Here is a 21,638-nt window from a genome sequence, read left to right as displayed (position 1 = left end):
AAGCTATCTGTAGCAGTGGCTGTATGTGCAGTTTTAGCATCTAGCTATGCTAGTGCTGAGGTAAGAATTAATGGTTTTGCATCAATTGTCGGTGGTAAAAGTCTGGATAGTGACAGTACTTTGTACGGCTATGATGACGATATCTCTTTTAAAAATGAGAGTAAATTCGCTTTACAATTATCTGCAGACCTACATGAAAAGCTAACAGCTACGGCTCAAATTATTGCGCGTGGAGAGGATGACTTTGACGCTACATTCGAATGGGCATACGTTACTTATGAATACAGCGATGAACTGCAATTTAGCGCTGGTAAAATGCGTGTTCCTTTTTACAAGTATTCTGATTTCTTGGATGTAGGTTATGCTTATCGCTGGGTACGTCCGCCAAAATCAGTATACGGTATCCCATTTTCAACTTATGAAGGCGTTAGTGTAGTTTACAGCTCTCAATTGGGTGATTGGGATTCTACGCTTCAAGGCTTTTATGGTGCATTCGATGGTGATATTGACGTATTTGGAACAGAATTACCTGCTGAATTAAATAATTTAGGCGGTATAAACTGGAGTCTATCATACGACTGGTTCAGTGCGCGAGCTGCATACATTGTGGCCGACACTAGCATTTCTTCAGAGGATAGCGGCCTAATTGGTCTCGTAAGTGTATTGTCTGATAGTGGCTTAACTAATACTGCGAATGACCTAATCACTGAAGAAGATAAAACGAGCTTCGTTGGCGTTGGTTTTTCTATTGATTATGAAAACTTTTTGTTTGATGCCGAATATACGCAATTTGAGGTTGAAGACAGTATACTACCAGAACAGTCACAGTATTACGCATCAGTTGGTTACCGTATTGACAGTGTAATTGTTCATTTTACTTATGAAGACAATGATGACAAACATGACTCATCACGTTTTAATACCATTGAGTCAATACCAACCTTAAATTCAGCTGTAAATGGTGCTCTTGAAGGTCTTCGTGCACAAAGTAACGTATACACAATTGGTGCACGTTATGATTTTCATCCTTCCGCTGCTTTCAAGATCGACTTTAGTCGTTTTGAAGATGACATAACTGATACAGAGACGGATGTTGTAGCTGTCGGTGTAGATCTTGTCTTTTAATTGGAGCTTATGATGAAAAAATTAATTTTAGTAAGTGCACTTTCATTGTGCTCAATTAATGTATTTGCAGAAGTTGCTGTGATTATTAATCCAAGCAATGCTAGCTCTGTAGATGCTGACACAATAAAAAAGATTTATCTGGGAAAAAGTAAGTCATTTAGTAATGGCGATAAAGTTAATCCTATAAATCAAGACGGTACATCTGTAGCTGATGAATTTAACGACAAAGTAGTGGGTAAGTCTAGCAGTCAGTTAAATGCATATTGGTCAAAGCTTGTATTTACAGGTAAAGGTACCCCGCCTGAAAAACTAACAACTGACCAAGCTGTTATTAATTTTGTTGCAGCTAATGGAAATGCAATTGGCTATGTTGATAGTGCTAAAGTGACCGATAAAGTAAAAGTAATTGCGACCTTTTAGCAGTGAAATTGATATAAAAAACCACCCAGAGGTTAATACAGATAGGTTGAGAAATATTTAACCAATCGATAAACCGGCCTTCTGGTTCGTTTATGAAGGCTTCTGAATTTATTCAGAGGCCTTTTTTTTTGCAACCCACTACAACACTTTCTCTAGCCAATAGCTACGCACCCAATTCAGAAGACTTCTGTCAACTGAGTGTTACGACGTGTGCAATTAATATTATTAACTTAATTCAGACTATGTTTATTGTGAACTCAGGGAGTATCCCTAAATAAATAGAGCAATAGTAAGCTAAAGTAGAGCATCACATATTACTAATAAAGCGGGAGTGGACATATACTAGGTATGTCAAACCAGATATCCAAACAAAAAAGCCAGTCAGCGGTTAACTAACTGGCATCAACCCTAGGGTAGATTTTTATACTGACTCAGTACTAAGCTTTACTCGATTCTAAACTTAGCGGTTGCATCTAATAGGTTATCAGATAGGTAATGTAGGTTTTTGGCTACGTCGCGTACAGCAAGTAGTGAGTCCATAGTATCTTCGAACGATACATGCATATTTGACACATTATCTACTACCATAGCTGCAACGGATGTTTGTTCCTCAGTCGCTGCTGCTATTTGCGAATTCATACCATTAATTTCTAACATTTGCTCTGCGATTTTCTCTATTGAAATACCTGTTTTTTCTGCGGCTGTAGCATTATCTGTTGCCATATCACGTGCTGAAGTCATAGCAGCTACAGATTCATTTGCGGCAGTCGTTAATGATCCCAATAGTTCACGTATTTCATTAGTAGAATGTGCAGTGCGAGAAGCCAGTTCACGAACCTCATCTGCCACTACAGCAAAGCCTCTTCCATGTTCACCTGCTCGTGCAGCTTCAATAGCAGCATTAAGAGCAAGTAAGTTTGTCTGATCTGCAATAGACGTAATTACATTCAAAATCTGCGATACATTTTTTGTATCGTCCGCAAGCTTATTAATAGTCCCTGCAGCTCGATTAATTTCATCACTGAGCGTACGAGAAGCGGTAACTGACATCTGTACTTGTGTACGACTTTGTTCAACTTCTTTCTCGGCCGTTTCAGCAGCGTGAGAAGCGTTAGCTGCAGATTCTGATATATCACCAACACTCTGTTTCATTTCTTCCATAGATTGCTTAACAATTTCAGCATCAGTGGTTTGCTTTGTTGTAGCACGCTCAGCTTGTTCCATACCTTGAACTAATCGTGTTGAGTTTTCCATTAAAGGCTCACATACAGCAATAACTTCAAGAACTGTTTCTCTTAGTAAGGAAATAAATGCGTTAAAATTAATAGAGACTTGGCCAATTTCGTCTTCTGAGTTAACAGATAGCTGTGTGCTTAAAGAACCATTGCCGCTTGCTAATAAACTAAGGTTGTTAGCTGCATCACTCGCAGATGAACCTATATTCTTAGCAATCCAAATAGCCATAAACAATAATAAAATTAATGAAATAATGGATACAGCTAACATTAGAGTTAATGCTTCATCAGAGCGCGCTTTAGTGTTGGCAACCAGTTCAAAAAAACGATTATCCGCTTTTTGTTGAGCGCCTTTAAAACTTTCTAAGACAGATCCATATAAACTTGTTTTAAGCTGCGCTTGTTGCTGAATCTTACTAAAATCAGCAGTACCGTTAACCATACCTGTAGCAATACTTGAGGATATTTTTTCATAATCTGACAACTCATTAATAATATCGTTATTAATGTAGGAGTTATTAAGTTGCGTTATTAAGGTAATATTAGACTCTAAAGTTTGATATACCTCGTCTGCTTTAACTATAAGATCTTGCTCACCAAACGTAACCGCTTGGGTATAAAGTTCATCAAGTTTTTCTAAAAGCCCTACGTTTTGCGACGTTATTTTTACAACTTTATACGATGAGTTACTCATTTCATCGAGAGAAACCTTATTATCATTCATAGCTAAATAGTTTATCAATACGATCACTATGAAAGCCACTACCGCAATGCATGTTATTGCATGTATTTTCTTTGTTATGCTTAGGTTTTGAAAAGAGAAGCCTGAAGCCATACTGTGCTACCTTATTTTATTGTCTATATCTATTATCGGCTTGATATCTATAAGTGTGAGCTAAATTTGTAATATTTCTAGTTTTTTCTAACAAATAGAAGAAATATTTAACAATAAACACACATCGCTCATAAAACAATCACAATAAATTACAGATACAAAAAAACCAGTAACATCACTGCTACTGGTTTCTAAATTTGGTGCGGATGGGGGGACTTGAACCCCCATGCCCTAAAGCACCACCCCCTCAAGGTGGCGTGTCTACCAATTCCACCACATCCGCATTTTTTAAGCTTTCGCTTGATTGTTAAACATGTGATTTATTTGAGGACTATAAATCGTTTAACGATAGCTTTACGCTAAATTAGTTTGGTACGTCAGAGCTTTGCTCTTTAGTAGATGTTACTGGAACATCTTCTTCAACAGGAACTACTGTTTCTACTGCTGGAGCTGCTTCTAGGTTTTCCCATTCGTCAGTCTTTTTAATTTGACCAGCAGTTAGGTTTCCTAACACAATGCTTAATACAAAAAATACCGTTGCTAAGCTTGTGGTTGTTTTTGTCATAAAGTTACCTGCACCTGACGAACCAAAAACTGTGCCTGATGCACCAGCGCCAAATGAAGAACCCATATCTGCGCCTTTACCTTGTTGAATTAAAACCATTCCAACTAGAGCCAAAGCCACAACTAAATAAACTACTAATAAAATTTCGTACATCTTATACAGTCCCTTTTGCACTGTTACAGATTGCAGTAAAAGATTCTGCTTTTAGACTTGCGCCGCCAATTAAGCCGCCATCTATATCTGTTTGTGCAAATAATAATTCGCTATTTTTTTCATTAACGCTACCACCATATAAGATGGTAAGCCCTTGTGCTAAATTGCTATCAAGTGATGCAATTTTGTCACGGATAAATTTATGAACAGTTTGTGCCTGCTCTGGCGATGCAGTCTTACCTGTGCCTATGGCCCAAACGGGCTCGTATGCTATCACAGAATCTTTCAGTGCTGCTACACCTAATTTCTCTATTACTGCATCAATTTGTGCAGCAACTACTTGTTCGGTTTGACCGTTTTCTTGCTCACTTTCGCTCTCGCCTACACATAATATTGGTGTTAACCCAACTTGCTGTGCTCTGGCAAACTTTTCAGCGACTGTTGCATTACTTTCGTTATAAATACTGCGGCGTTCAGAATGACCAACGAGCACGTAAGTTGCACCTAAATCTTTTATAAGCTGCGCATCAACTTCACCAGTAAACGCGCCAGGTGTATTTTCAGAAACAGTTTGAGCTCCTGTAGAAACACCGCTAGCTACCATTGCTGGTACAAGTGGGAATGGAGGAAATAAAACAATGTCCATCTCTTGTGATTTTACATCGTTAATAGCGTCAGACATTTGTTTAACTAACTCTAAAGAGCCATTCATTTTCCAGTTGCCTGCGACCATCGCCTTGCGTATTGCCATTATCCACTCCACATTAGAAAGCGGGCGAGATATTAACTTTTCTCGCCCAAAGTTACAAGAGATTATTGTTATTAATCAGTTTGTTTGCTCATAGATTCTACAACAGCTGCAATTTTTTGAGCGCTGTCTATTACAATCTTTTCTTGCTCGGCTTCAACCATAACACGAACCACAGGTTCAGTGCCTGACTTACGCAGTAAAACACGGCCTTTATCGCCTAAAGCAAGCTCTACTTCTGCTACAGCTGAAAGCACTTCTGGTGCTTTTGTCGGGTCAGTTCCAGCTGTATAACGCACGTTAATCATCTTCATTGGATACTTGGTAAAACCAGCGCCTAAGTCTTGCAATGTACGATTTTGTGCAACCATAGCAGCAAGTACTTGTAAGCTTGAAATAATACCATCACCCGTGCTAATTAAGTCTAGATTCAGTACATGGCCTGAGCTTTCACCGCCAATTTTCCAGCCTTTTTGCTGTAGTAATTCCATAACATAGCGATCACCCACTTTACTGCGAGCAAACTCGATACCTTTTGCTTTTAAAGCGTTTTCAAGGCCCATGTTAGACATAACAGTACCAACTACACCACCACCCAAATTATCATCTTGGGCTGCTTGGCAAGCAATAATATAAACCAGATCATCACCATCAAAAACACGGCCATTATGATCAACCATCATCACGCGGTCACCATCACCATCGTATGCAATACCTACGTCGGCTTTAAGTTCAAGCACTTTACGTTTAAGGGTATCTACGTGAGTAGCGCCACATTCATGGTTGATATTAACGCCGTTAGGCTCACACGCATGTGTTATTACTTCTGCGCCAAGTTCACGCATAACAGAAGGTGCAATATGATAAGTTGCGCCATTTGCGCAATCGACAACAATTTTAAGACCTTCTAAAGACAGGCCTTGCGGGAACTGGCTCTTACAAAACTCTATATAGCGGCCATCCGCACTGACTAAACGCGATGCTTTGCCTAATTTATCTGAAGCAACACATGTCATTTGCTCATCAAGCATCGCTTCAATTTCAAGTTCTACTGCATCATCAAGCTTTAAGCCTTGACCATTGAAAAACTTAATACCGTTATCGTAATACGGATTATGTGAGGCACTAATTACAATACCTGCCTCAGCACGAAATGTTTGCGCTAAATAAGCAACGGCCGGTGTCGGCATAGGACCCAATAATACAACATCAATACCAGCAGCAATTAAACCAGCCTCAAGTGCGGTTTCAAGCATGTAGCCCGAAATACGCGTATCTTTACCAATAATTACTTTTTTAGTACCACTTTGCGATAATACACGCCCAGCGGCCCAGCCTAGCTTCATTGCAAACTCTGGGTTTATTGGGGCAGCGCCTACAAGTCCACGCACGCCATCGGTGCCAAAATATTTTCTTTCTTTCATTGTGAAATTCCTTGTTCGCAGGCTTGATATACACCAAGTACATCTGCGGTTTCTTTTACGTCATGTACACGAATAATTTTTGCGCCATTTTGCGCTGCGATTAACGCACCCGCTAAGCTGCCCGCTAACCGTTCATTTGTATCTCTGTTTAATAAATTACCTATCATCGATTTACGAGATAATCCGGCCAATAATGGCAAACCTAATTTATTAAAATCATCAAACTTAGCCAATATTTGATAGTTATGACTAAGCGTTTTTCCAAATCCAAAACCTGGGTCTAGAATAAGTCGTTCAAACTTAATCCCAGCTGTTTCACATGCTTTAATACGTTCACTAAAAAACATACTTATATCTGCAAACAAATTATCGTAATGAGGTGACGATTGCATGCTCCGGGGCTGCCCTTGCATATGCATTAAACAAATTGCTACATCTTCATACTGCGCAACCGTTTCTAAGGCGTCTATTTCTTGTAAAGCTCTAACATCATTGACTATATCTGCCCCTGCAAGTATTGCTTGCTCCATTACCTGTGCTTTACTGGTATCAATTGAAATAACGCAATCACTGTGCTGACGTATCGCTTTAATAGCGGGGATTACTCGAGCAAGTTCATCTTCTAAGCTAACATCTGGCGCGCCTGGGCGAGTAGATTCTCCCCCTATATCTAAAATTGTCGCACCGTCATCTAATAATTGCATTGCGCGTTTTAGCGCTATTTTGGGATCTAAAAACTGCCCACCATCAGAAAATGAATCCGGCGTTACATTTAATATTCCCATAATAACGGGCTTTTCAAGATTAAGCGTACGCCCTCTCGGAAGCTTTAATATGTTAGTCATTGCCAACCTTTATTCTTTTTCTAAATAGCTGATACAAAAAAGCCCCGAAGTTCGGGGCTTTCATTACTATTTTAACGATTATTCAGCTTTGTCATCAAGGTTTGTTTCATCTTTTTTTGATGAATCATCAGTCTTTTGACTTTCATCAGCAACTGGTTCTTGAGGTTCTTCCGCTTTTACCGGTTTAGCTTCATGACGGTCATGTGCATCACGCGGTTCACGTACTGGTTGGCGTGCCATTAAATCATCAATTTGCTTTGCATCAATAGTTTCGTATTTCATTAACGCATCTTTCATTGAGTGAAGAATATCAATATTTTCTTTTAATATTTCTTCTGCTCTTTGATAGTTACGATCTGAAAGTAATCGAACCTCTGCATCAATTACTTTTGCCGTGTCGTCCGACATGTTAGATGAACGACTACCGCCACCACCCATATACATTTCGTTCTGATCTTCAGCGTAAAGTAACGGACCTAGTTTTTCACTTAAACCCCAATGTGTAACCATTTTACGCGCTATATCTGTAGCTCGTTCAATGTCATTACTTGCACCCGTTGTTACTTTATCTGCGCCGTAGATAAGCGCTTCAGCAATACGGCCACCATAAAGGCTAGAAATCATTGATTCTAAAAGCTCTTTTGAATGGCTAACACGATCTTGCTCAGGCAAGTACATTGTTACACCCAGCGCACGGCCACGTGGAATAATAGATACTTTATAAACTGGATCATGTTCTGGCACCATACGACCAACAATTGCATGGCCAGCTTCATGATACGCTGTCATTGCTTTTTCTTGCTCGCTCATCACCATGGTCTTGCGCTCTGCGCCCATCATGATTTTATCTTTAGCAGCGTCAAATTCAGCCATACTTACAACACGTTTATTACCACGTGCTGCATAAAGCGCAGCTTCGTTTACTAAGTTTGCTAAATCCGCGCCAGAGAAACCTGGAGTACCACGTGCTATAAGAGCAGCTTCTACGTTATCGCCTAATGGCACTTTACGCATGTGTACTTTAAGTATTTGCTCACGACCACGAATATCAGGTAAACCTACTTCAACTTGACGGTCAAAACGACCTGGACGAAGTAATGCAGGGTCTAATACATCTGGTCGGTTAGTTGCTGCGATAACGATAATACCTTCGTTACCACCAAAACCATCCATTTCTACTAGCATTTGGTTAAGTGTTTGCTCACGTTCGTCGTTACCGCCGCCCATACCAGCACCACGTTTACGACCAACAGCGTCAATCTCATCTATAAAGATAATACAAGGCGCCGCTTTTTTAGCTTGCTCAAACATGTCACGTACACGTGACGCACCAACACCCACAAACATTTCAACAAAATCTGAACCAGAAATTGTAAAAAATGGCACTTTAGCTTCACCAGCAACAGCCTTCGCAAGTAACGTTTTACCGGTACCTGGAGGACCAACCATTAGTACACCTTTAGGAATACTACCGCCAAGTTTTTGAAACTTAGAAGGATCTCGTAAAAAGTCTACCAGCTCAGTAACATCTTCTTTCGCTTCATCACAACCTGCAACATCAGCAAACGTTGTTTTAATTTGATCTTCACTCATTAAGCGAGCTTTACTCTTACCAAATGACATAGCGCCTTTACCGCCGCCGCCTTGCATTTGACGCATGAAGAATATCCATACACCTATAAGCAGTATCATCGGGAACCAAGAAATAAATATACTTGCTAAGAATGATTGTTCTTCAGGTTGTACACCCTTCACATTTACATCATTTTTAAGTAAATCATTTATTAAGTCTTCATCGTACATTGGCATCGTTGTTTGAAAACGCTCACCACTGCTCTTAGTACCAGTAATATTTCCTGTACCGCGGTCGATAATAACTTCTTGTAAAGAGCCACTGCGGACATCTTTTACAAATTGAGTGTAACTTGTTTGACGATCAACTTGCTCGCCGCCATTAAAGCTCTGAAAGACTGACATCAGCACAACTGCAATCACCAGCCATAGTATTAAATTTTTCGCCATATCGCTCAAGGGGTTAACCTCTTGTATCCAATTAATTTAAATTCAACTAAACGCCAAGCAACTGTACTACAGTTTGTATCCAGTCGCTACTATATATACTTCCCGAGAACGGGCACGTGAGGCATCAGGTTTGCGTATTTTCACTGCTTTAAAACTATTACGTACATCTTGCAAGTATTGATCAAAGCCTTCTCCTTGGAAAACTTTAACAATAAATGCGCCATTTTTCTTTAGTACTTGACTACACATATCCAGCGCAAGTTCTACCAAATACATACTACCCGCTTGATCTACTGAGTTATTGCCACTCATATTTGGTGCCATGTCAGAGAGTACCACATCAACATTTTTACCATCAATACGTTTTAACAACGCATTTAATACAGCCTCCTCACGAAAGTCACCTTGTAAGAAGTCAACACCCGCAAGTGAATCCATCGGTAATATATCACACGCGATCACTTGGCCTTTGTCACCTACTTTTTCAGCCAAATATTGAGACCAACTTCCTGGAGCCGCCCCTAAATCAACAACTGTCATACCTGGACGAAGTATTTTATCTCTATTTTGTACTTCATCTAATTTAAAAACCGCTCGGGAACGCCAGCCTTTTTTTTGCGCTTCTTGAACATATTTATCATCAAAATGTTCTTTCAGCCATCGCTGTGAACTGGCTGACTGTTTTTTATTTGTCATAAATTAACACGCAACTAATTAGTAATATTCTCTAGATGGCGTTAGAATACCCTTAATTCAAGCCATATTCAGCAAAATTTGTATAAACATGACATTATCAAACAAACAAAAGCAGTTTTTAAAAGGTCAGGCACATAGCCTTAAGCCTGTAGTTTTACTAGGTTCTAACGGTTTAACCGAAGGCGTAGTAGTAGAAATTCAAAGTGCATTAGAAATTCACGAATTAATCAAAGTTAAAGTTCCAACTGACGATCGTGAAACAAAAGCACTAATTTTTGAAGCAATCGTACGTGAAACTGGTGCGACTAAGCTACAAACGATAGGTCACACTATTGTGCTTTATCGTCAAAGCGTTGAGAAAAAAATACATTTACCGCGTAACTAATTATTCCTGTTAAAGGATTTAGTGCGTTTAAATTGAAAAAACCAGCTTAATGCTGGTTTTTATTATTTAACGTTTTAAATCAAAAACTCATTTTATGATGGGTTACATCATATTCACTACCATTACTACTGGGCTTCTTATTCAATATAAAGTACTGAGTAAATTGTGTTTCACTTATTGCTGGCACTTTTTCATTCGAAAGTAGCTCGGCTAGTTGCGGTGTTGTATTACTGTGCCCAATAACAACAACTACACCTTTTAGTTTTAGTAACTCATTTTTTAAATCACTTAGCTCACCTGCGTTATACACATTTACGTCGGTATTAAAATATGCCTGCAAAGGGGCCGCTGTTTGTAACGTGCGTTTATAGTTACTGCTGAAAATATGTATATTTTGATACTCTTTGAAAAAAGTAACTAAATTATTTGCACGTGCCTTTCCCACCTCTGAGAGCGCTGGATTTTTACCCGTTAACTTTTCGCTATGACGAAACAAATATATCTCATCAGGTGCTGCAAACACTAAACTACAATTAAATAACATGACTAAAAAAGTGATTGCTAATATTATTTTATTATTCATATTTTTTTACCTCGTTTGTATTCTAATAGCCTGTCGATAAATTCAGTCGTTAGCTCATTGATTACGCCGGTTTCAGCATTAACTATTAAGCTAAAACCAATATTTAAGTGAGGAAATACAACCACATCACTTCTATATCCTTGCACCCAGCCACTATGATAGTAAAGTGTTTCATCAGCATAGTTATAGACGCGCCAACCTAACCCGTAATAAGCCTCATTAAGGTGTTTTTTCCACACTCTGCGATGCATTTCTTTTTTTGTATGTGTATAAGGACGCGTTTGCTTTGCGAGAGTATCCAATGACAAAACATCAGGGTAATGCCCTAGCTGGGCTTTTAACCAAATGGCCATGTCACTTGCACTCGCGTTTACACCCGCTGCAGGTCCCACTTTATAATAATTTTTTTTAAGCTTAGCGCTATACCAACGTTTTTTACCCCGCACATGAGGTAGAGCATAATTATTGTCATGCACCATTTGTTCAAAACCTAAGCTCGCATCACTCATTTTTAATGGCTCAAAAATAGCTTCTCGTAACCACTGTCCGTAACTTTTTTCGGTGTTTTGTAATATCACATCGCCTATAAGACTAAACATAACGTTTTGATAGCCATAACATTCGCCGGGTTTGCAAATTGGTTTGACGCTAAGCAGCTTTTCAACAATACCTGGGTAATCCATACGAGATTCAATTAAATTGTCGTATGCATTAGGAACTAATCCACTTGAATGGCTTAAAAGATGAAACACCTTTAAATCATCTTGATAAACAGTCCCTTTAAAATCAGTTATGTATTCGCTAACAGGCTTATCTAATTCCAGTAGGCCGTTAGCAGCCAATTTAGCTGATAACGAGCCTGCAAATGTCTTCGAAACAGACGCGAGTCTAAACCGAGTATGCTTATTAACTTTTTGTCCATTTCGTGATTTAGTTACGCCCATGGTGTGGATGTAGTCTGAATTGTTTATATTTACAATCGAAAGCGCTGCACCGGGTATACCTTTACTTTTTAATTTTTTTTGTGCGTAACGGCCGTACTTTTTTACAAATGCATCCCAATCAGGATCCGCTTTTGCTGCAAAACCCACAGAACTAAACAGCAAACACAAAGCAGATAGGCAATACGATAAAGAGTTGAGATACTTCATTTTTTATAAAATTTATCTTTTTAACTACATCTGCGCAGATAATATCATGAAGTTTTGTTTGTACTAACGTACAATACGACGATTATTTGGTTTTAAGCGAGTGTTTAGTACTTATGCGTTTTTTAGTTGTGTCACTTTTTATTTTATTATCAACTGGTTGTGCTATTACAAAGCAACCGGCCGAACCACTGGCTATGCCATTAAAGCCAACATTAAAAAGTCAGACCTATCAACTTGAGTACACTACAGAGCACTCATCTCCAAAAGTTAAATCTGTTCAACTTCCTGCACATAAAGTAGTTAGAAACCAAACAGTAAAAATCATTACCGATAAGGCAAGCGTAACCGATAAACTTCTATCGCAAATTAGCCAAGCACTGAACGATAAACAACTAAAAGTAACAACTAAAAATAACAGTGACTACACACTGACTATTCAGCAACTCGATTTAACTTTCACAGACGATACTAAGTACGCAATAAAGCAACCAGAGAAGCCATTTACTTTATATTCAAATGTTGCCCAGCAATACCCAACACAACAGTGCGCTGCAATATTTGCACAAGTTAGTATGCGTCTCACGCACAAGTCATCGGGTGATGTTGTTTGGTTTGCTAAATCTTCAATCGACAGTGCAAGTTTTCATCGTGAACCACTAATTTACAATTTCACCGAAGAGCAAAAAATAACAAATGAGCTTGAGGTTGTCGCTTTTATTCATCAGCAAAACACTGACGAGGCCCGTATTGAAAGACTTGGCAAAGATATTCAAATCCCTCAGTACAAAACGTTGTCAAAACTATCTAGCCTTACTAAACTTAGCGGTCCATGTAATAGAACAGAAGTAAGTGCATTAACACCTATGATGCAGTTTTACTTGAGTAGTATATTAATCGATAAAATTAAAGTTCAGTAAATTAGGGTCTGTTGATCTTTACGGATTAAAATTTGTTCAAACTAGGGGCTATTTAATCGCGGCGCGAGGTTTGTAACCTAGTGGGCTCGATAACTGCTCCTGCGTTATTCTACTGGCTTACATCCATGTAAGAATAAGTCAAAACCGAGCAACAAAGAGTAAATAGCCCCTAGGAAGAACCCTTTGGGCAGCGCCTGTTTGGCATTAATGCTACGTTATCGCCCATTTGTGGGGAATAGCCACACTGCATAGGCTCTGCCTTGCCTAAATACCAAACAGACTGCTGCAAATTTAACCTTAAAAGTTCAACAGACCTAACACTTACTACATTTTTTTACAGATTAAAGGAACGAATTAACAATATACTACGCTTAATAACAAATAATAATTAGGCCCTAAGGGATGAGAAACGCTTTGCTTAACCATACTTTACTGAGCATAACACTGCTTTTTTGCTGCATTTTTAGCACGTCGAGTATGGCAAGTAACCGCTATTATGCAGATAATACGTTAGAGCCAACCCAAGGCTTTGCGTGGGATTGGAGTGCTGGTGCGGGCTTTTATATTGAAGATTCTTACCTTGTCGGCATTGAGTCTTACGATAAAGGCGTTGAGATCGACTTAAGTCTTGCTGTTTCCTACGATAAATTTTACCTTGATTTCGATCACAATCAACTCAGTGGCGGCCTTGTAATAGGCTACAGTCTTATAGATAAATTTGATTGGGGCCTAGATATATTAGGCACAAATACTCAAGCTGGATTTGACGAAAAAGGCCTCGGATTTTATAACCATGGTGTTATAAAAGAACTCCAAGGTATAAAAAAACGTAATTACGACTTTGACGTCGGCCTTCGACTTTCTCGTCGATTTGAAAATTCTCAATTCTCTTTTGAATACCTTCATGATGTATCTGGCGCGCACAATGGCTGGGTTATAAATAGCTTTTTTAGTCACATTTTGCCGTGGCGAAACTGGGAGTTTAGATCTGGTGTTGGTTTAAGCGCCTACTCTGCTGACTTTACCAATTATTACTTTGGTATTGATAGCGATGAAGCCACCAGCCTTCGCCCGGTTTATAGCAGCAATGCCAGTACTAGTATTATTTTTGAGTTCCATGCTGAGTACCCAATAAGCCAAGATTGGGTGTTTTTATCCGGCTGGCTTACCACATGGTTTTCAAAAGAGATTGACGACAGTCCAATTATTTCCCAAGGATATCAACACAAAGCCAAGGTAGGCCTACGTTATGTATTTTAGATGGATCTGTGTATTACTGATCTTCCCCAGTACTTTTACTGTTAAAGCTCAGGAACCTCCTGAAGCACTTATAGCAGTTCCAGACACCTGCGTTGCATTGCGCGAAGGGCGAAATTGCTATGCTGACGTTACGCTAACGTGGGAGCAACCTATCATTGGTAATTACTGCCTACGTGACGCCACCTCAAAGTACATAATGCAATGTTGGCTCAAGCAACAGAGCGGTACTTTTAATTATGCATTTGATTCACAGCAAAGTATTTCATTTGAACTATTTGACAGCAATACCTCTAAAATAATTAGTATTGCCGAAGTAAAGCTTCAATGGGTATATCAAAACAGGCAAAAAAAGCGCCGCTGGCGACTATTTTAATACCAATCGCATTAAGGATATTTTCATGGATAACTATGGCACTATTTTACTCGTTGAAGACGATGTATCACTTGCTCAATGGGTTGCTGAATATTTAACAGAGCAAGGCTACACAACGCATGTTTGTCACAGAGGTGACGAAGTAATTAGCCAAGTCAAAACGTTAAATCCAAATATCGTGCTCCTTGATATTATGCTTCCAGGGCAAGATGGTATAAGCGTGTGTAGAGAGCTTCGTAGTTTTTATAATTCGCCCATTATAATGCTCACCGCACGCGATGAAGAAATGGATGAGGTCATTGGTCTAGAAGTAGGTGCAAGCGACTACATAATGAAACCTGTACGCCCTCGTGCATTGCTAGCGCGTATAAAAGCAGCCCTTCGCCAAAATAATGAGCCAAATACTCCACACGTTAACGAGAGTGTTATTAATGTTGGTGCGCTTAGTATTGATACCGAATCTAGAAATGTAAAACTCAACGAGCAAGACGTAAACATATCAAGTGCTGAGTATTTACTGCTTCATTACCTTGCGAGCAATGCAGGCCAAGTGGTCTCGCGTGACGCTGTATTTAAAGCAACCAAAGGCAGAGAATACGATGGGCTTGATAGAAGTGTTGATGTACTTATTTCTGCACTTCGTAAAAAGTTTAATGATGATCCACAAAACCCTGAAAAAATTAAAACTATTTGGGGCCGTGGATATTTACTTGTTTCTACTGCGTGGTAATAAAGTGATGAATAAATAAATGAAAAAGTTTTATATATCGCTTCTAGGCAGTGCACTTTTATCTATTGTGGTATTGGGCTGGCTTATTGATGCTTTTAGTCAACAAGCGCATACCCCACAGGATGAATTTAGTCAGCAAAGTAAAATGATCATGGGTTTTAGCAAGCAGTTAGCTAACATACCCACATCTGAGCGCAGCGATTATGTAAAACAACTGGCGCTAGAGTTTGATGTTTTAATTGATTACAAACCTAATGAATCACTTGCTTTACCGCCTTCTTTATTATTACAAATGCATACGCCGGGTGGGCTGATTTTAGAAGATCAGCAAGGCTTTTATATGCTTTATAGCAGCGCTGTTTTAAATCCTTTTCACTTATCAATGCGTTTAGATAAAATTTTTGATAGCGAGCAACATAACGACATTATATTAACCTTACTATTTTACGCAGGCCTATGTGTATTTATGGGGTTTATTATTGCGCCCTTAGCTAAACGATTAACCGTGTTAAATGAAGCCGCTAAAAAGTTTGCCTCTGGTAATGTTCAAGCCCGAATAAAAGTATCGCATTTTACTTACATAAAAGACGTAGAGCTTACCTTTAACCGCATGGCCAGCCAAATAGAGAAGCTTGTCGCTGAAAATAAACTAATGGCCTCAAGTTTATCTCATGATATACGCACCCCTATCGCGTGCCTGCGATTTGGTTTAGATGCGGCATTAGATAGCCATGATGAACAAAAAGTAAAACAGTATTTAACCCGTATGGAAAATGATTTAGACCATATGGAATCGATGCTTAGTAGCTATTTAGCATTTGCTACTTTAGAGCAAAATGCTAATAAGCTGACCTATTCATCAACAAACATTAAGTCCTACCTTGAAGATATTTTAGTGCAACTTGCACCTAAGCTTGAAATGCAAATGCTCAACGTACAGCTCAATAGTACCGATAAAATAATAAATGCAGATCTTCACTGGCTTGCTCGCGCAATTACTAATTTATTAACTAACGCATGTGATTTTGCAAGCCAACATATTTACTTAAGCGCAAAGTTACACGAGCAACAGCTTATAATAACGGTAGAAGATGACGGCCCGGGTATCGCTCGAGAAAATTTTAGTAATGTATTTAGCCCATTTTTTAGGGAAGAAGATCACCGTAACAGAGCTGATAAAAGTTACGGCCTTGGTCTAGCTATTGTTGAAAAAGTAGCCGACTGGCATCATGGCAGTGTTAAAGTAAGTAAAAGTACCCAGCTAGGTGGTGCATGTTTTACTCTCACTATTGCACAGCATCATAATTCGTAAAGCAATAGTTACAGACTGTAATTAACAATTATTAAACAAAATCAACTCGTTATTTTAAACGACTCGATAACAACAATTAAAATCGATGGTTATAACACACACTTTACTTATTAAATTGTGCTAGATCAGCAAATAAGCACTTTTTATTTTTTAACATTTCCAGTAGATTGTCACCGCCGTCACACAATAGAGAAGTACAATAATATGAGCGCAGTTAGAGGCGAGTTCAGCTCTCGCTTTGGTTTTATTATGGCCGCCGCGGGTTCTGCCGTTGGTTTGGGCAATATTTGGGGATTCCCTACACAAACAGCAAGTAATGGCGGTGCTGCATTTTTAGTAGCATATTTAGTACTTGCGTTCTTTTTAGCCTACCCCGCTTTAATGGCTGAACTGATGATTGGTCGTCATGGCCAAGCAAACGCGGTTTCATCACTTCAAAAAATATCTAATAAGCCATGGCAAAAACACTTTGCCTTTATTGTTGGTTTTGGCGGTATTTTATGTGCTGGCTTTATATTAAGTTTTTACGCGATTGTTGCCGGTTGGATGCTCAGCGCTACAGCTGAACCCATAGCTACTCTTGTCGGTGCCGACACAGCATCGACATGGTTAAGTGAGCAATCACTTACTCGAAACATCATATTCAATCTCATCTTTATCGTACTAACTGTCGCTATTATCAGTAGAGGCGTTGAGAACGGTATTGAAAAATGGTCAAAACGTTTAATGCCCGCTCTTTTGGGGATTTTATTTGCACTTATTGCTTATGTAATGACCCAAGGTGGCGCAATGGAGGGTTTAAAGGCTTACTTAGTTCCTGATTTTTCGTCTATTTTTGACGCAAAACTATTAGTTAGCGCACTAGGACAAGCTTTTTTCTCTTTATCGCTAGGTACTAGCGTAATGATTATTTACGGCTCGTACATTAGCAAAAAAGAAAATCTTGTTTCTTTAGGTGCCTATGTAACCCTTATTGATGTATTTATAGCCTTTGTAGCGGGTTTACTGATTATTCCGGCTATGTATGTAGCGCAAGCTCAAGGCGTTGAAATATTCTCGGCCTCAACAGGTAAATTACTCTCTGAAGATACGTTAGTATTTCAGGTACTCCCTGCTTTATTTGATGGAATGGGCGAAGTTGGCTTATTTGTGGGCTTTTCATTTTTTGCGTTAATGAGTATTGCCGCTTTAACGTCATCTATTTCAATGTTAGAGGCGCCAGTATCATACACTGTAGAACGCTTTGGGATGAAACGCGTTCAGGCAACCTGGTTGATTGGAGCTTTAATTACTATCGTTAGCATTATAATTGTGTGTAACCTTAGCAGCTTATTTGGCTTAGTGATTACTTTAACTACAAAAGTAGCTCAACCTTTGCTTGGCCTGATGTGTTGTATATTTGTAGGCTGGATTTGGTACAGAGGCTCATTACTTAAAGCAATTAAAGAAGGTAATCCTGAGGTCCATAACACATTGTTTTGGAAAATATGGCCTTGGTATACCAAGTTTGTGTGTCCACTTGCTATTGGTATGGTATTTTTACACTCACTCTTGAGCTAAATAATACCTTAACCTTAAAATAGTCTTAAATTAAAATAGCCCACATTAGTGGGCTTTTTTATAGCTGCTTAAATTGGATTTATTTAGTGAGTTTTAAAATCATATCTTGATGAGGTATACCGTCTTCTAAATATTCACTTTTATAATCCTCAAAGCCAAAAGAGCGGTAAAAATCAAGCAAGTAAGTTTGTGCACCTATATAAATATCTCGCTCAGGCCATTGTGCTTTGCAGCAGTCTATAGCTTCAGTAATAAGTAAAGTAGCATACCCATTGCCACGCGCTCTTTCACTTACTAGCACGCGACCTATTGCGCTGTATTGCTCACTTTTGTCATAACAACGCGCATAAGTTTGTAGTTGGCCATTATCCAATGTATATAAATGCTGTGTATTTAAAGCAATATCTACATCATCAAGTTCAGGGTAAGGACATTTTTGCTCTACAACAAACACATCAACCCGCCCACGCATAATAGTAAAAAGAGTCTGTGTATCAAGAGCGTCAAACTGCTCACATTTAAACTGCATATTAAATCCTATAAGCAAAAAACCCAGCTTAGGCTGGGTTTATTAAAATCACTCGCTAGCTTAGTTAGCTTATACTAAGTAAATAAGCGCTCTAGCTGATCACACAACTGCGATAGATTCACATGATCGTGCTCTATGGTCAAATCTACATAACCATCGTCTTTAAAGGCTCTGTCTAGCTCTATAAGCACATGTGTTTTATGTGCCTCTGGTACAAACGATAATTCAATCTCCTGAATGCCAAATAAGCTGCGGCTATTAGGTTTATACTCAAGTTCTTGGTAACACCCAGATAATGACTGAAAAGTTGAAGCCCGTAAGTGGCCTTTTTCTACGTCAGCTTTCATTAAACTAAAACCTAACTTTTCCATCGCTTGCATACACGTTTTAACCGCTTCATTAGGGTAAATGTGTAAATGATCTTTATCTGTTGGGTCAAGTGCTAAGTCTATATCTAGGCCTGTTTCTAGCCATACATGTGATTGATTATAGCCAGCATTAATTTCTGTAATAGGTGTTTCAGAATGAAGACGTGCTTCAAAAGGGATGTTTTTAACTTCGCCTGGCTCAATTGTACCAATATCTGTAATTCGCCATTGCTCAATTACATGATTAGTAAAATAATCGCCATCATCACCCGCAACTTTAACACGAGTCATTAATAATAAATCTAAGCCTGCGATATCTTGGCTAACATCCCCTGCTGTGATAACTATTTGTGCGTTAAAAAGTTGACCTGGTTGTAGGTGTTCAGTTTCTAAAATAGTGTCTACTTTTGCAGCACCAATACCTACCGACGCTAAAATCTTTTTAAACATATCTCTCTCCTTAAGCTGAGCTGCTCTATTATTTGCTCTGGCTTAAACTTCTTCGTTATCGCATCTTAACCATATTTAAAAGCTAATGTCAGTGAAAAAATGTTATTTACATACTATTTACGATTAAATAAGTGTTTAATGCGCATTTTTCATACGCAGCAAGGCAAGTAATTGATTAGACGCGTTCATTTTTAGGTCTATTATATTTTCAATGGCATAAATTTTTCGTTACACTGCAACACCAAATGAAGTGATATTAAGAATTATGGAACTAATCTATTTTGCTGCCGCGTTTGTTTGTGGTTTTGCCGTTTATCAATTAAAACTACCTCCTCTTATTGGATTTTTATTAGCAGGCTTTGCTTTAAATTTATCGGGATATAAAAGTACAGAGTTGCTCGATACAATTGCAGCACTTGGCGTAACCCTTCTTCTTTTTAGTATTGGCTTGAAACTTAAAGTTAACAGTTTAATTAAACCTCAAGTTTGGGCACCTGCAACATTGCATATCATTTTTAGCAGTGCGTTATTTAGTGGTTTTATGCTATTACTTGGCGTATTCGCTATTCCACTATTTGTTGATTTAAGTTGGCAAAGTGCTTTATTAGTTGGGTTTGCGCTTAGCTTTTCAAGTACTGTATTTGCAGTAAAAGTGCTTGAAGAACGCGGGGAAATGGCAAGCTTACACGGTAAAATAGCCATTGGTATATTGGTAATGCAAGATATCTTTGCTGTTATCTTTTTAGCTATTAGCACCGGTAAAGTCCCAAATTTATGGGCAATTGCACTAATAATTGCTTTGCCTTTATTACGACCTGTAATGTATGGCGTATTGAACCGATCTAAACATGGTGAACTATTACCATTGTTTGGTTTTTTCTTTGCTCTAGTTGCTGGTTATCATGCATTTGAATTTGCAGGCCTAAAAGGCGATTTAGGTGCATTAATAATAGGAATGATGTTTGCCCCTCACAAAAAGGCAGGCGAGCTATCAAAATCCCTGCTTAATTTAAAGGACATATTGCTAGTTGGCTTCTTCTTAAGTATTGGTTTGAGCGCAGAGCTAACCACTAACTCCTTGATTGTTGCTATTATACTTATTTTAGTATTACCCGTTAAAATAGCGCTTTATTATGTGTTCACTAATATATTTAAACTACGCGCGCGTACATCATTACTTACTGCTTTTAGCTTATCTAACTACAGTGAGTTTGGTTTAATTGTATGTGCAGTGGCTGCAACTACAGGCATGATCACCTCTGAATGGCTAGCTGTAATGGCAATTGCTGTTTCTATTACCTTTATAATTGCCTCCCCATTAAATAAACGTTCAAACGAGTTGTACGTCAAAATTGAGCACTGGTTATTAAAGTTCGAAAGCAAAACTCGTTTAGCTGAAGAGCTACCTGTTAACCTTAACGATACTAGAATAGTCATTTTTGGTATGGGACGGATTGGTACTGGTGCTTATGAGACTATTAACGCGACTCACCCAAATGTTGTTGCAGGTATAGATATAAAACCTGAGGTGGTAGATAAGCACGTAAACAGAGGCCGCAACGTCTTAATTGCTGATGCAACCGACCCTGACTTTTGGCAACGAGTAAATCACTCGCAAGTAGAAATGGTTATGCTTGCGATGCCAAAACACATGCAAAATATTTTTGCCTTAGAGCAACTACAAGCCTCCGGTTATAAAGGCCAAGTAACAGCTATTGCAAACTACCCTGATCAACAAAAAGAACTAGAAGAAATGGGTGTTCATTCTACTTATAACTTTTACCTAGAAGCCGGTAGTGGTTTTGCAGAGCACGTTAAACAAGAGCTATTTAACGAATAATTACTTTTTATAACGTCTATAAATAACAAGGCCTTAATCCATTAAGGCTTTGTTATTAGTTTTTAAATAAAAAGCAATTCTATTTACATTCCTTTACAAGCCAATTCACCAC

21 protein-coding genes and 1 tRNA gene are annotated in these 21,638 nt (G+C 38.7%); 10 read left to right on the top strand and 12 right to left on the bottom strand.

The genetic code is table 11. The features are described from left to right. Together CXF89_RS11670 and CXF89_RS11665 are read left to right on the top strand one after the other, a co-directional pair. Nucleotides 1–1,125 (top strand): porin (locus CXF89_RS11670; RefSeq protein ID WP_257983206.1); only part of this gene is annotated, 1,125 nt, incomplete at its 5' end. Nucleotides 1,126–1,137: 12 nt separating this feature from the next. Further along, on the top strand, nt 1,138–1,545 hold the full coding sequence (locus CXF89_RS11665; RefSeq protein WP_121954668.1) for a type 2 periplasmic-binding domain-containing protein: 408 nt from the start codon (nt 1,138–1,140) through the stop codon (nt 1,543–1,545). A 444-nt stretch (nt 1,546–1,989) separates the two neighbouring features. On the opposite strand, the gene CXF89_RS11660 is transcribed toward CXF89_RS11665, so the two are convergent. The 8 genes from CXF89_RS11660 to rlmE form a co-directional block, all read right to left on the bottom strand. Then, nucleotides 1,990–3,615: a methyl-accepting chemotaxis protein gene (locus CXF89_RS11660; protein ID WP_024590962.1), complete on the bottom strand. Its 1,626-nt coding sequence runs from the start codon at nt 3,613–3,615 to the stop codon at nt 1,990–1,992. 198 nt (nt 3,616–3,813) lie between these two features. Next, nucleotides 3,814–3,898 (bottom strand) — tRNA-Leu (locus tag CXF89_RS11655). Nucleotides 3,899–3,979: 81 nt separating this feature from the next. Further along, nucleotides 3,980–4,333: a preprotein translocase subunit SecG gene (secG, locus tag CXF89_RS11650; RefSeq protein ID WP_002962769.1), complete on the bottom strand. Its 354-nt coding sequence runs from the start codon at nt 4,331–4,333 to the stop codon at nt 3,980–3,982. Between the two features lies 1 nt (nt 4,334). Next, nucleotides 4,335–5,084 carry a triose-phosphate isomerase gene (tpiA, locus tag CXF89_RS11645; RefSeq protein WP_007586641.1) on the bottom strand — a complete coding sequence of 250 codons (750 nt, stop codon included), beginning with the start codon at nt 5,082–5,084 and terminating at the stop codon, nt 4,335–4,337. A gap of 71 nt (nt 5,085–5,155) precedes the next feature. Further along, nucleotides 5,156–6,505 (bottom strand): phosphoglucosamine mutase, encoded by a 1,350-nt coding sequence (gene glmM, locus CXF89_RS11640; RefSeq protein WP_007586638.1) that lies wholly within the window; start codon nt 6,503–6,505, stop codon nt 5,156–5,158. Then, on the bottom strand, nt 6,502–7,350 hold the full coding sequence (gene folP, locus CXF89_RS11635) for a dihydropteroate synthase (RefSeq protein WP_121954667.1): 849 nt from the start codon (nt 7,348–7,350) through the stop codon (nt 6,502–6,504). Before folP ends, glmM begins: the two co-directional genes overlap by 4 nt. A 78-nt stretch (nt 7,351–7,428) precedes the next feature. After that, nucleotides 7,429–9,372 carry an ATP-dependent zinc metalloprotease FtsH gene (ftsH, locus tag CXF89_RS11630; protein ID WP_121954670.1) on the bottom strand — a complete coding sequence of 648 codons (1,944 nt, stop codon included), beginning with the start codon at nt 9,370–9,372 and terminating at the stop codon, nt 7,429–7,431. A 66-nt stretch (nt 9,373–9,438) separates the two neighbouring features. Next, entirely contained in the window at nt 9,439–10,068 is a 630-nt protein-coding gene (gene rlmE, locus CXF89_RS11625) for a 23S rRNA (uridine(2552)-2'-O)-methyltransferase RlmE (protein ID WP_007586629.1), read from the bottom strand. A gap of 88 nt (nt 10,069–10,156) precedes the next feature. On the opposite strand from rlmE, the gene yhbY reads away from it, so the two are divergent. After that, nucleotides 10,157–10,453, top strand: coding sequence for a ribosome assembly RNA-binding protein YhbY (gene yhbY / locus CXF89_RS11620; RefSeq protein WP_002963153.1), 297 nt, complete (start codon nt 10,157–10,159; stop codon nt 10,451–10,453). A gap of 79 nt (nt 10,454–10,532) precedes the next feature. Here yhbY and CXF89_RS11615 read toward each other — a convergent pair whose 3' ends face one another. Beyond that, entirely contained in the window at nt 10,533–11,036 is a 504-nt protein-coding gene (locus CXF89_RS11615) for a SixA phosphatase family protein (protein WP_121954666.1), read from the bottom strand. Further along, nucleotides 11,033–12,187, bottom strand: a complete 1,155-nt coding sequence (locus CXF89_RS11610; RefSeq protein WP_121954665.1) for a serine hydrolase domain-containing protein — start codon at nt 12,185–12,187, stop codon at nt 11,033–11,035. Before CXF89_RS11610 ends, CXF89_RS11615 begins: the two co-directional genes overlap by 4 nt. Nucleotides 12,188–12,300: 113 nt before the next feature. Between CXF89_RS11610 and CXF89_RS11605 the strand changes: the two genes are divergently transcribed. The 6 genes from CXF89_RS11605 to CXF89_RS11580 all read left to right on the top strand — a co-directional run bounded on the left by CXF89_RS11605 (nt 12,301) and on the right by CXF89_RS11580 (nt 18,339). Next, nucleotides 12,301–13,104, top strand: coding sequence for a hypothetical protein (locus tag CXF89_RS11605; RefSeq protein WP_007586622.1), 804 nt, complete (start codon nt 12,301–12,303; stop codon nt 13,102–13,104). 477 nt (nt 13,105–13,581) lie between these two features. Next, on the top strand, nt 13,582–14,364 hold the full coding sequence (locus CXF89_RS11600) for a MipA/OmpV family protein (RefSeq protein ID WP_257983205.1): 783 nt from the start codon (nt 13,582–13,584) through the stop codon (nt 14,362–14,364). Then, nucleotides 14,354–14,737, top strand: a complete 384-nt coding sequence (locus tag CXF89_RS11595; protein WP_007586617.1) for a DUF3019 domain-containing protein — start codon at nt 14,354–14,356, stop codon at nt 14,735–14,737. The genes CXF89_RS11600 and CXF89_RS11595 overlap by 11 nt, the downstream gene beginning before the upstream one ends. A 25-nt stretch (nt 14,738–14,762) precedes the next feature. Beyond that, complete coding sequence (locus tag CXF89_RS11590) at nt 14,763–15,467, top strand: response regulator (RefSeq protein ID WP_010553868.1); 705 nt, start codon at nt 14,763–14,765, stop codon at nt 15,465–15,467. Between the two features lie 19 nt (nt 15,468–15,486). Beyond that, nucleotides 15,487–16,779: a sensor histidine kinase gene (locus tag CXF89_RS11585; RefSeq protein WP_007586613.1), complete on the top strand. Its 1,293-nt coding sequence runs from the start codon at nt 15,487–15,489 to the stop codon at nt 16,777–16,779. A gap of 204 nt (nt 16,780–16,983) precedes the next feature. Further along, nucleotides 16,984–18,339 carry a sodium-dependent transporter gene (locus CXF89_RS11580; protein WP_121954663.1) on the top strand — a complete coding sequence of 452 codons (1,356 nt, stop codon included), beginning with the start codon at nt 16,984–16,986 and terminating at the stop codon, nt 18,337–18,339. A gap of 79 nt (nt 18,340–18,418) precedes the next feature. Here CXF89_RS11580 and CXF89_RS11575 read toward each other — a convergent pair whose 3' ends face one another. After that, nucleotides 18,419–18,868 carry a GNAT family N-acetyltransferase gene (locus CXF89_RS11575; protein WP_121954662.1) on the bottom strand — a complete coding sequence of 150 codons (450 nt, stop codon included), beginning with the start codon at nt 18,866–18,868 and terminating at the stop codon, nt 18,419–18,421. A gap of 74 nt (nt 18,869–18,942) precedes the next feature. Further along, the gene (locus CXF89_RS11570; RefSeq protein WP_121954661.1) at nt 18,943–19,686 is read right to left on the bottom strand and encodes a sporulation protein; all 744 of its coding nucleotides are present in this window, start codon (nt 19,684–19,686) and stop codon (nt 18,943–18,945) included. 265 nt (nt 19,687–19,951) lie between these two features. Between CXF89_RS11570 and CXF89_RS11565 the strand changes: the two genes are divergently transcribed. Continuing rightward, nucleotides 19,952–21,526 carry a cation:proton antiporter family protein gene (locus tag CXF89_RS11565; protein ID WP_007586608.1) on the top strand — a complete coding sequence of 525 codons (1,575 nt, stop codon included), beginning with the start codon at nt 19,952–19,954 and terminating at the stop codon, nt 21,524–21,526. The last annotated feature ends 112 nt before the right edge of the window (nt 21,527–21,638 follow it).

It is taken from the genome of Pseudoalteromonas sp. MelDa3, from assembly GCF_002863625.1.
In the GTDB taxonomy this organism is placed as follows: domain Bacteria; phylum Pseudomonadota; class Gammaproteobacteria; order Enterobacterales; family Alteromonadaceae; genus Pseudoalteromonas; species Pseudoalteromonas arctica.
This window is presented reverse-complemented; position numbering and strand designations above follow the sequence as displayed.

Bases quoted from the DNA above. Each gene is read 5' to 3' on its own strand.
- CXF89_RS11665 (WP_121954668.1), top strand. From the start codon at position 1,138: ATGAAAAAATTAATTTTAGTAAGTGCACTTTCATTGTGCTCAATTAAT.
- CXF89_RS11660 (WP_024590962.1), bottom strand. From the start codon at position 3,615: ATGGCTTCAGGCTTCTCTTTTCAAAACCTAAGCATAACAAAGAAAATA.
- secG (WP_002962769.1), bottom strand. From the start codon at position 4,333: ATGTACGAAATTTTATTAGTAGTTTATTTAGTTGTGGCTTTGGCTCTA.
- tpiA (WP_007586641.1), bottom strand. From the start codon at position 5,084: ATGGCAATACGCAAGGCGATGGTCGCAGGCAACTGGAAAATGAATGGC.
- glmM (WP_007586638.1), bottom strand. From the start codon at position 6,505: ATGAAAGAAAGAAAATATTTTGGCACCGATGGCGTGCGTGGACTTGTA.
- folP (WP_121954667.1), bottom strand. From the start codon at position 7,350: ATGACTAACATATTAAAGCTTCCGAGAGGGCGTACGCTTAATCTTGAA.
- ftsH (WP_121954670.1), bottom strand. From the start codon at position 9,372: ATGGCGAAAAATTTAATACTATGGCTGGTGATTGCAGTTGTGCTGATG.
- rlmE (WP_007586629.1), bottom strand. From the start codon at position 10,068: ATGACAAATAAAAAACAGTCAGCCAGTTCACAGCGATGGCTGAAAGAA.
- yhbY (WP_002963153.1), top strand. From the start codon at position 10,157: ATGACATTATCAAACAAACAAAAGCAGTTTTTAAAAGGTCAGGCACAT.
- CXF89_RS11615 (WP_121954666.1), bottom strand. From the start codon at position 11,036: ATGAATAATAAAATAATATTAGCAATCACTTTTTTAGTCATGTTATTT.
- CXF89_RS11610 (WP_121954665.1), bottom strand. From the start codon at position 12,187: ATGAAGTATCTCAACTCTTTATCGTATTGCCTATCTGCTTTGTGTTTG.
- CXF89_RS11605 (WP_007586622.1), top strand. From the start codon at position 12,301: ATGCGTTTTTTAGTTGTGTCACTTTTTATTTTATTATCAACTGGTTGT.
- CXF89_RS11600 (WP_257983205.1), top strand. From the start codon at position 13,582: ATGGCAAGTAACCGCTATTATGCAGATAATACGTTAGAGCCAACCCAA.
- CXF89_RS11595 (WP_007586617.1), top strand. From the start codon at position 14,354: ATGTATTTTAGATGGATCTGTGTATTACTGATCTTCCCCAGTACTTTT.
- CXF89_RS11590 (WP_010553868.1), top strand. From the start codon at position 14,763: ATGGATAACTATGGCACTATTTTACTCGTTGAAGACGATGTATCACTT.
- CXF89_RS11585 (WP_007586613.1), top strand. From the start codon at position 15,487: ATGAAAAAGTTTTATATATCGCTTCTAGGCAGTGCACTTTTATCTATT.
- CXF89_RS11580 (WP_121954663.1), top strand. From the start codon at position 16,984: ATGAGCGCAGTTAGAGGCGAGTTCAGCTCTCGCTTTGGTTTTATTATG.
- CXF89_RS11575 (WP_121954662.1), bottom strand. From the start codon at position 18,868: ATGCAGTTTAAATGTGAGCAGTTTGACGCTCTTGATACACAGACTCTT.
- CXF89_RS11570 (WP_121954661.1), bottom strand. From the start codon at position 19,686: ATGTTTAAAAAGATTTTAGCGTCGGTAGGTATTGGTGCTGCAAAAGTA.
- CXF89_RS11565 (WP_007586608.1), top strand. From the start codon at position 19,952: ATGGAACTAATCTATTTTGCTGCCGCGTTTGTTTGTGGTTTTGCCGTT.